This is a genomic window from Ligilactobacillus equi DSM 15833 = JCM 10991, from assembly GCF_001435735.1.
Classification (GTDB): Bacteria; Bacillota; Bacilli; order Lactobacillales; family Lactobacillaceae; genus Ligilactobacillus; species Ligilactobacillus equi.
In genome coordinates this window covers 20689-30840 of the sequence record NZ_AZFH01000192.1, presented here as the reverse complement: position 1 = coordinate 30840, position 10152 = coordinate 20689, and the positions used below count along the sequence as shown (strand labels likewise).

9 protein-coding genes and 2 other annotated features are annotated in these 10152 nt (G+C 41.5%); of the genes, 1 reads left to right on the top strand and 8 read right to left on the bottom strand.

Annotated elements, in window-relative coordinates:
• A partial coding sequence (locus FC36_RS10290) for a helix-turn-helix domain-containing protein (RefSeq protein ID WP_082614611.1) occupies positions 1-366 on the bottom strand: 366 nt, incomplete at its 3' end.
• Positions 367-462: 96 nt separating this feature from the next.
• Between FC36_RS10290 and tnpA the strand changes: the two genes are divergently transcribed.
• Positions 463-906, top strand: coding sequence for an IS200/IS605 family transposase (gene tnpA / locus FC36_RS10285; protein ID WP_056986916.1), 444 nt, complete (start codon positions 463-465; stop codon positions 904-906).
• 184 nt (positions 907-1090) lie between these two features.
• On the opposite strand, the gene FC36_RS10280 is transcribed toward tnpA, so the two are convergent.
• From FC36_RS10280 to FC36_RS10250, 7 genes are all read right to left on the bottom strand, one after another.
• The gene (locus FC36_RS10280; RefSeq protein ID WP_056986914.1) at positions 1091-2212 is read right to left on the bottom strand and encodes an NAD(P)-dependent alcohol dehydrogenase; all 1122 of its coding nucleotides are present in this window, start codon (positions 2210-2212) and stop codon (positions 1091-1093) included.
• A 109-nt stretch (positions 2213-2321) separates the two neighbouring features.
• Complete coding sequence (locus tag FC36_RS10275; protein WP_025020858.1) at positions 2322-2915, bottom strand: DNA-3-methyladenine glycosylase I; 594 nt, start codon at positions 2913-2915, stop codon at positions 2322-2324.
• Positions 2916-2953: 38 nt separating this feature from the next.
• Complete coding sequence (locus tag FC36_RS10270; protein ID WP_025020857.1) at positions 2954-4402, bottom strand: MFS transporter; 1449 nt, start codon at positions 4400-4402, stop codon at positions 2954-2956.
• A 183-nt stretch (positions 4403-4585) separates the two neighbouring features.
• Positions 4586-4897 carry a thioredoxin gene (trxA, locus tag FC36_RS10265; protein ID WP_023859004.1) on the bottom strand — a complete coding sequence of 104 codons (312 nt, stop codon included), beginning with the start codon at positions 4895-4897 and terminating at the stop codon, positions 4586-4588.
• Between the two features lie 103 nt (positions 4898-5000).
• On the bottom strand, positions 5001-5747 hold the full coding sequence (locus FC36_RS10260; RefSeq protein ID WP_025020856.1) for a M57 family metalloprotease: 747 nt from the start codon (positions 5745-5747) through the stop codon (positions 5001-5003).
• A 125-nt stretch (positions 5748-5872) separates the two neighbouring features.
• Positions 5873-6673, bottom strand: coding sequence for a 2-keto-4-pentenoate hydratase (locus FC36_RS10255; RefSeq protein WP_025020855.1), 801 nt, complete (start codon positions 6671-6673; stop codon positions 5873-5875).
• Positions 6674-6860: 187 nt separating this feature from the next.
• Positions 6861-7096: a binding site (T-box leader), on the bottom strand.
• A gap of 113 nt (positions 7097-7209) precedes the next feature.
• A complete protein-coding gene (locus tag FC36_RS10250; RefSeq protein WP_056986912.1) occupies positions 7210-9873 on the bottom strand; it encodes a valine--tRNA ligase in 2664 nt (887 codons plus the stop codon).
• A 54-nt stretch (positions 9874-9927) separates the two neighbouring features.
• Positions 9928-10140: a binding site (T-box leader), on the bottom strand.
• Positions 10141-10152: the final 12 nt, after the last annotated feature.

Genomic DNA, 10152 nt, shown 5'->3' with positions numbered 1-10152 from the left:
TTTTTTGTGAAAGTTAGGTGTACCCACTTTGTGTACCTGTCTAAATAGTTTCCAGGTGTTTTTATAATTTTTAATGGCATTCGCCATCATATCACTATCAACACGTTTGTCTTGCATGTACTGGTAATGGTTAGCCATATTTCTAGCGTTTTTACGACTTTCTAACTCACTAATACGGTCAACAACCGTATCAAGAGGTAACTTAACTTGTTTTAGTCGGTATAATTCTTTGTCGATCGCAACCATCTTATTGTAGACAGTTCTACTGATATCAGAATTAACTTTAATAATTTGCTTTTGTTGAGTACTAGGATATATCCGCATTTTTAATCCGTAATAATATGCTAAATCACATATTTTCTTCATTGATTTTCACCTCACTTTCTATGCTTTTATTATATCACAATGAGTGGTATAATAAAAAATAAACATGTATAAATAAAAGGAAAAGAGTTCTATGCAATGACTGATAAAAAAACTAGAATTAAGGATGCAATTTATACTCAAAGATACGTTTATAATCTGCACTTTCATCTTATTTGGTGTACTAAATACAGAAACAAAACTTTTATAACTGATGAATTATCTAATGAAATGAAGGATATCCTTCAACGAGTAGCTGATGATAATGAAATAACCATCGAAAATATGGAAGTTATGCCTGACCATGTACATCTGCTAATTTCTTTTCCACCTAGGAAATCAGCGGTTGATGTTATTAAGGCACTAAAAGGTAGAAGTGCATTTATATTTCTAAAAGCACACCCAGAGATTAAAGAACATCAGTATTGGAGCGGACATTTATGGTCTTCTAGTTATTACTTAGGTTCATTAGGTAATATGAGTAAAGAAACAGTGCAAAAATATATTAATGACCAGAAATATAATGCTATGATGAAAAACTAAAAAAGCCCTCACGGGCTTTTTTAGTTAGGGGCTATCCCTCCATAGGTTAAAACCCATGGATTCCCGCCCCGTGGTCATCGAATATATAATAAAAAATCAATCTAAGAATCCAAATTCGAATTCTTAGATTGATTAAAAATTGTTAAACACAGCGATTCGTAAAGAACCGGAGCGCCCGTTTGTCTTAAGCTTCTGGTTGATAGTCTTTATCGATGATTAAGACAGGCTTAATCGTCTTCCCAGAAACCGAATCTGCATTAGCTTGATTAATATCTTCAAAGTCGTAGAACTTTTCGGTCTTTTCATAGTCAAACCAGCCTAACTTGTTAAATTCGATTAAACGTGGAATATCAACTTGAGGGATGGAGTCACCCATGTTAACTCCGACAACCTTCTTGTCATCCACACAAAGGTCATTCCAAGTAGATAATTCAACCAAATGAGGCGTTACCGCAATGGCAGCACAGGTTCCACCTTGTGCTAAAGCCGCCACAGAATCCTTGATGACCGCCGGAATTCCCGTAGTATCAACGGTCCAATCGACACCGTAACCATTAGTTAATTCCCTAATTTTTTCAACTGCATTTTCTTCCTTACTGTTAATAGCATGCGTTGCCCCTAATTCTTGGGCTAATTTCAAACGTTCAGGCACGATATCAACAGCAATCACCTTGATACAGCCAGAAATCTTACCGGCCATCATGGCAGCTAACCCAACGGCCCCGGTTCCAAAGACAGCAATGGTGTCTCCAGGCTTTGGTTGCAAGGTATTAAAGACGGTCCCAGAACCAGTTACGTAACCACAGCCTAAAGGACCTGCCTTCCGCAAATCGACACTTTCGTCAACCTTAACGGCATTTCTTTGGTCAACCACTGTGGTCGTGGTAAAGGATGATTGATTGAACATGTCAGAAACATGCTTACCATCAATTTGGAAGTGGTCTTCACCATCAGCCCGCGTCCCTGACAAATTGTACTTCGCATAGGAACGACATTGGGTTGGAATTCCCTTTAAACAATTATCACACATTCCGTCTGAGTAGAATGATAAAATGACATGATCACCAGGCTTGAAATTGGTAACTTGAGAGCCAACTTTTTCCACAATTCCGGCACCTTCATGTCCTAAGACCACAGGGTACCCAAGGCTAGCATCACCTTTCCGAATGGCTTCGTCAGAGTGACAGATTCCAGAAGCCACCATATGGATTTGTAAGTCAGTGGGACCAACAGCATGTAATTCTACGTCATCACGAACTTCAAAATCAGCACCGACTTCAGGTACAACGGCTGCTTTAATTTTCATAATAGATTACCTCTTCTTGTTTTAATTTACGCCCTTATTATAAACTTCACAAGCAACCGTTTTCAATGACATTTATTCACATTTTAAGTATCATATCTACACTTTTTGACTAATAGCTGACACTACCATCCCCGAAATCAACTTCTTGACATTTCTTCCAGGAAGGACACGACTCCAGGTGATCATTGACCAAACCACAGGCCTGCATCAAAGAATAACAGGTAGTCGGTCCCACAAATTTAAAGCCTAACTTCTTGAGCTTCTTGGCTAAACGTTGAGCGATGGCATCTTGACTCGGAACTTCTTCACTAAATTGCCAGTGATTTAAGATTTGCTGGTGCCCAACCTCATCCCATAAAAGATCATATAAGCTCACTTGTGAATTAGCTAACTTTTGGAGCACCTGAGCATTGTTAATAGTTGCCTCAATCTTGCCCCGATGGCGAATAATAGTTTCGTTTTGTAAGAGTCGGGTCACGTCATCTGCAGTAAAGCGGGCTACCTTTTGCCACTCAAAATCGCAAAAAGCCGCCTTAAACCCATCGTATCGCTTCAAAATCGTTAGCCAAGATAAACCCGCCTGAAAGCTCTCTAGTACCAACATCTCGTATAATTTATTTTCATCATAAACCGGCTTCCCCCATACCTCGTCATGGTATTTTTCGAGTAAAGGATGGGTCAAAGCCCATGGACACTTATCCATCAAAATCACCCCTCTATTATATAAATACGCAAAAAATTTTATTTTAAGCTTTTTTTCTGCCAATTATTGCCCATCAAAGCCAAAATTAATAAACTTGCCCCGGTAACCATAATCGCTCCTAATCCTTGATGCAAGACCTGACGCAAAATTGGTAAAAGTTCTTGCGGTAAAGTTACGGCCGTTTGCGCATCAGTTAACTTGTTTAACATTTTCAAGTTAATGTGGGCATGTTGACTGACACCTTGGGCTAACTTTTGATTAAGCACAATTCCATAAGTCGCCGACATTAAGGATTGAGCTAAGATTCGCATCAAATAAGAAATTGAAGTTGCTACCCCTAAATCAGGCCCTGCATCTTCTTGGACCTTAACTTGTAAAATTACAAAAACCAAACCAACACCAAAGCCCGCAAAGATCCCGGCACCCATTACCCAAACTAAGGAAGCTTGTAGCGATAAGAAAGTCATTATTAGTAGTGTTAGCAAAATCGTTATCAGTCCCACATTTAAGGTTGTCTTAGCACGAAAATGATCTTGAAAGTAAGTTGCCATTTGGGTTCCGATAATATCAGCCACAGCGTTGGGAATCAGGGTCAAGCCCCCAAATAAGGCACTTAGCCCTAGCAGGCCTTGCGCCCAAACCGAAGCATAAGTGTTATAGGCAATAAAGCCACCCCAAGCTAACCCAAAAATGAGAAAGTCCCGTACTAAAGTCCCATTGTGAAAAATTCGTCTTTGAATCAATGGTGCTTCAACACGACCTTCCCACCACCAGAAAAGCCCCAACAAAAGCAGACCCAAAAACACGAACAGCAAAATCCACTCCACTCTGGTTAGCCCAACTAATTGTAGCCCTACTAAGAACGCGCATAACCCGCTCACTAATAGCCCCGCACCTAAGAAATCAAACTGGAATTGATGTGTTGGCACTTCTTCTTGATAATTAACTTGTAGTAACCAGATTGTTAGCAAACCCAGTGGGATATTGATATAAAAAATCCATTCCCAAGCCAAAAAATCAACAATTATCCCACCTAAGAGGGGCCCGAAAATCGAGGCCAACGAAAAACTTGCCCCTAAAAAACCCATGGCCTTCGTCCGCGCATGAAGATTAGCGATGATTTTACCTAAAATTACATAGGGTAAACTCCCCATACCTCCACCACCAATCCCCATGATGGTCCGCGCTACTAGAAAAAAGTAAATATTGGGTGCCACGGCTTCGGCAAGTGATGCCAAAATAAAAATTATCAGGGCAATCTGAAAGGTCCGTTTGTAACCTATGATTTCACCAACCTTTCCCCAGATAGGGGTTGACATACAAACTCCCAACAGAAATACAGCCACAATCCACCCCATAAATTGAATTCCTTGTAAATCTGCAATAATCGCTGGCAAAGCCGTATTAATAATGGTCGCATCCAATCCTGACATGATATTAGCCAAAATTAAGGCTCCAGTAACGGCTTTAATTTGTTTTTGCTTCACAATAAATTCTCCTCTCTTCTATCACAATCCTTACTGATTATAACAATAAATGGCTTTTATTTATACTCTCTTAACCTCTATAGCCAAAATTAAAAATTATGCAAAAAAGTACTACTTTTATTCCTTCTCTGCCACCATGGCATAAAAAAAGAGTTCAGTCGATACACTGAACTCTTTTTCACTTTAGATGTAAGGAGCTAACTTAGCTTCAAGTTGTTCCTTTGAGTGGTAACCCACGATGGATTCTACTACTTGACCATCTTTCTTAATTAGCATAGTTGGAATACTCATAATCCCAAACTTAGCAGCAGTTTCTTGGTTTTGGTCCACATCAACCTTGTTGAAGTTAACCTTGTCCCCCATTTCTTCTGCTAATTGTTCCACGACGGGTGATTGCATCCGACAAGGACCACACCATGTTGCCCAGAAATCAGTGAATGTCACGCCTGTAGCGGTTTCTTGCTCGAAAGTTGCATCAGTTAAATCTTTAACCATATTAATTTCCTCCATTTACTTACTTTCTAAAAGTAAGTTTACTCTAAACGGTGCTAAAAAGCAAGTCATTAGTTTGCTAGAAACTAATTATATCATACACCGCTTATTTATATAACTCTTTTAGCTTAGTCACATCAGTTGATTCAATGCCGTGTTCCGAGCCTCGTGGATACATAACTGAATTATAATCATCTGTGTGTGCCAAGCCCATGGCGTGTCCGAGTTCGTGTTCGGCAGTATTAACGACTCTTGACCACGAATATTGGCTCAGATAGTAAGTATTAAGATATCCTGTTGCCTTAGTGAAGTAGGCACTTGAGCCATCATAACTTTGCACGTATTCCGTTTTAGTGACCCCAGCCTCACCAGTCGTTGACTCATTTTCCGTTTTCAAAACAATATCGGCCTTCTCTTCATCGGAGGCCATGGTCAGTTTGAACACTCCGTAGCTATTCCATTTTTGGATAGCCTCTTGCCAGGCTTGACGGTAATTGGCTTCATCATCGGCAATATCAATATAGACCGTTGCTGAATTTTGTTTCCATTTAGGTGTCACATCGGCGTCCGAAGTACTGCTTTGCGAACTAGTTTCCTGACCACTACTATCAAAAGTCCAGCGCCCCGAAGAGCTACCGGGCTCGGTTTGTTTGGCTTGAATGCCACTTCCTAAACCAAGATAGCCTTTAATTTGTTTGATAAAGGTTTCCCACTGCAAACTAACCGCCGTATTAACGTCTTTATATAAACTGTCTGTTCTAATTTCTTGTACTTGATTTTGTAATTTAGGACTCGCTTGATAGCTGTAAACTAAGCTACTGCCCACTAATAGGATTAGCAAAATTTTTCGCAATTAATAAATCCCTCCTCATTTAACATCATACCACAAGTTTAAATTTCACTAATAAAATGGAAGTACAATTATCAGAAATTTAATAAAAGAAAACTATCCTGCCGCTAAGCAAGATAGTCTGCAACTTATTTGGTTACCTTTACGGTGACATCACCGAAGCCTCGATCAAAACGGGCTTCCCATTTACCTGCCTTTAAAGCAGGAGGTAAAAGGAAGGTTCCGGAAGAAACAACCTGACCTTTTTTCAAGCCACCCTTACCTTGAGCATCTAGAGTATCGACTAACCACTTCAAAGCCTTGAGTGGATTACCGAGTACTTCACTAGCCTGACCACCCCCTACTTTTTCATCATTGAAGAATAAGTCAGCTTGCACCTTAGCGACATCCGCAACATCTGCAAACACCTCTTGGGTATCACGCTCAAAACCATAAACGACCAAGCCCCCGACTGCGCAATCAGACATCACCATGTACTTGGATAGATCTGGGAACCAATTAACAAAACGCGCATCCGGTACTTCAACTGCGCCGGCAACCGTCGTCTTGGTAAATAAGTCTTCCAGACTGGCACTGGCATCTAAATCTTCCTTGGCCCGAAAGGCAAGTTCGACTTCCACCAAGGGTTCATTTAAATTTTGCAAGGAAACCGTGGCTGGGGCCATTAAGAAACGGTCCGCCACTTGCGCCCCGTACAAAGGACAATCAGATTCAAACATTTTTTGGGTTTGTTCACTGGTCAAAGAAACCTTGTAACCGCCTACGGGTTCACCCTTAAGTTCCATGACCCGGGCTTGGACTTGGTAGGCACTTTGATCATCGCTGACAACCTCTTGCCAGTCACTTTCTTTTAAGGCGTCTACTTCTTGATAAGCTCGGTATAAAGCTTGTGCAAATGCTTCTTGTTTAGCAGTTAATTGATTAGTCATAATAAATTCCTCCATTTTTGAGAAACACTCACCCTATGCTCACACGTGAGTGCCTGTAATTTGATTTTGTTAAGTAATTGTTTCTAATGCCACTAATGTCTCCGTCCGACATGACACTCACCTTCCTTTTTATTAAAATCTCCTCAAACACAAAAACGTCCCTCATAACTCCCGCCATGGGGGAATTACAAAGGACGTTTCAAACGTGGTACCACCTTTTTTTGCAAGTTTCCTTGCCTCACACGAGCGGCTAGGTTGCCCTAGCGATTCGTTGCCACGGTAATGGGTGGACCCAGCGTATTCTCCGTTACCATCGATACGCGACTCACAGATGATTTTTCCCAAAGCCCTTGGTTAGGTTCGCAGCGCCACCTAATCTCTGATTTCCCAGACTTTCGTACTTGTTCTGCTCTTCGTCTTTGTATTTGATGGTTCATATCATAAAACCAAAAATGAAAAAAGTCAACCGTAAAATTAAAAAAATATCATTACAATCTAAAAAACCATCACCAAAAATGGCAATGGTTCATAACCTCTTAACCTAATTGCGTTTGTAAGTCCGCAATCCGGTCTTGAGTGGCTTGTAATTTACTTTGGTAATCAGCTAACTTTGCCTTTTCGCCTGCTACGACCTCTTCTGGTGCATTGGCTACGAAACGTTCATTTCCCAGTTTCTTTTCGGCCCGAGTAACTTCGCCTTCAAGCTTCTTAGCTTCCTTTTGCAGACGAGCAACTTCAGCATCCAAGTCTACCAAATCACCTAATGGAATGTAAACTTCAGCCCCAGTAATCACAGATGTTAAGGCCAAGGATGGTGCTTCAATATCAGAGGCAATCGTTAATTCCTTAGGGTGGCAGAAGCGGTCAATGTAGTCGCGGTTAGTTTCAAACATCGTCTTTAATTCGGCATCAGAAGTCTTAATCATCAAGTCAATTGCACTAGACATTGGGGCATTCACTTCAGCTCGTTGCATCCGTACCGCCTTGATTAAGTCAATTAAGACGCCCATTTGCTTTTCAGCATCTTCGTTCTTAAATTCAGTGTGAACTACTGGGTAAGCAGCGGTCACGATGGATTCACCTTCATGTGGCATTGTTTGCCAAATTTCTTCGGTCACAAACGGCATCACAGGGTGCAAGAGACGTAAAGTTTGGTCTAAGACATAGCACAGGATGTTTTGCGTGTTAGCCTTCAACTTAGCGTCAGCGCCATTAAGGTTTTCCTTAGCCATTTCAATGTACCAGTCACAAAGGTCGTTCCAGATAAAGTTGTAAAGGGCTCGGTCGGCTTCCCCAAATTCGAAACGTTCAAAGAAGTCGGTAACCTTTTCAACGGTATCGTTCAAACGACTTAGAATCCACTTGTCAGCTAATTGCCATTCACTCTGAGCTGGCAATTCCGCCTTCGTATTTTCATCCAAATTCATGATAACGAAACGACTCGCGTTCCAAATCTTGTTGATAAAGTTCCAAGCAGCATCCATCTTTGCGTAAGAGAAACGGACGTCTTGACCCGGAGTGGAACCGTAAGTTAAGAACCAACGTAAAGCATCGGTCCCATACTTATCGATGACGTCCATTGGGTCAATCCCATTACCTAAGGACTTAGACATCTTGCGGCCTTGCTCATCCCGGATTAAACCATGAATTAAAACATTATTAAATGGACGGTGGCCTGTAAATTCAACGGATTGGAAAATCATCCGAGAAACCCAGAAGAAGATGATGTCGTAACCAGTAACTAAAGTATTAGTTGGGAAGTAACGCTTGTAATCTTCGGCATCAGTATCTGGCCAACCCATGGTTGAAAATGGCCATAAAGCACTAGAGAACCAAGTATCTAATACGTCAGGATCTTGTTCCCAGTTTTCAATGTCCGCAGGGGCTTCCATGCCAACGTAAGTTTCCCCGGTGTGCTTGTTGTACCAAGCAGGAATTTGGTGACCCCACCATAGTTGTCGGGAGATAACCCAGTCATGAATATTTTCCATCCAGTGTTGGAAAGTCCCTTCAAAACGTGGTGGGTAGAATTCAACGCGTTCGTCGTCTGTGTCTTGGTTATCCAAAGCCGCTTGAGCTAAAGGCTTCATCTTCACAAACCATTGCGTTGAAAGACGCGATTCTACTTGAACCCCAGTTCTTTCAGAATGTCCCACAGAGTGAACGATTGGTTCGATATTAATCATGTAACCTTGGTCTTCCAAGTCCTTAACAATGGCTTTGCGGGCATCAAAGCGGTCCATACCATTGTACTTACCAGCCAATTCATTCATGGTACCATCTTCATTCATGGTGTTGATTCTTTCCAAATCATGACGGTTACCAACTTCAAAGTCGTTAGGGTCGTGGGCTGGAGTAATCTTCACCATCCCCGTCCCAAATTCAATATCAACATAAGAATCCGCAATAATTGGAATGTGACGGCCTTGGAGTGGCAAGATAACCTTCTTACCTACCAATTCCTTGTAACGTTCGTCATCGGGGTTCACGGCTACGGCCACGTCACCCATCATCGTTTCTGGACGGGTCGTTGCAATTTCAATGTAGTTCTTCCCGTTGAAAGTAAAGTTTTCGTCCTCAAAGAAATACTTCACATGGTAGAAGGCCCCTTGGTCATCTTTGTGGATAACTTCGATGTCAGATAAGGCAGTCCGTGCCTTAGGGTCCCAGTTGATGATAAATTCACCCCGGTAGATTAAACCTTTGTTGTAAAGGTCGACGAAGACTTTCCGTACTGCTTTAGATAAACCTTCATCTAAAGTGAAGCGTTCGCGATCATAATCAACCGAAATCCCCATCTTTGCCCATTGTTGCTTGATAATGGCAGCATACTCATCTTTCCATTCCCAAGTCTTTTCCACGAATTTTTCCCGACCTAAGTCATAGCGAGAAACCCCAGATTCAGCTAAACGTGCTTCCACTTTGGCTTGAGTTGCAATCCCAGCGTGGTCCATCCCTGGTAACCATAAGGTATCAAAACCTTGCATCCGTTTTTGACGAATAATTAAATCTTGTAAAGTTGTATCCCAGGCGTGACCTAAGTGCAATTTACCCGTCACATTTGGGGGAGGAATTACGATAGAATATGGCTTTGCATCAGGGTTGCCACTAGGCTTGAAGACGCCGGCTTCAACCCATTTTTGATAACGACCCGGTTCAACTTGACTTGGGTCGTATTTTGTTGACATTTCTTTAGTCATCAAATCTTCCTTTCTTATCATACCGCGGGAAACAAAAAAGCACCGCCATCCTTAATATAGGACGACAGTGCCGTGGTACCACCTAAATTGGGCTTTCATGCCCCGCTTGTTTACTGTTAACGAATGTAAATCCGGTTGGCCCTACTTAATTTTCAAGCCAACAGCTCCCAAGCTACCCGTATCCATCCGTTTTCATAATCTTCCAGCCAAGGATTATGTCTCTTGAAAAAACTTGCCTGAATACTCCTCTTGGTTCATTGCTTATAAGCATAATTTTAA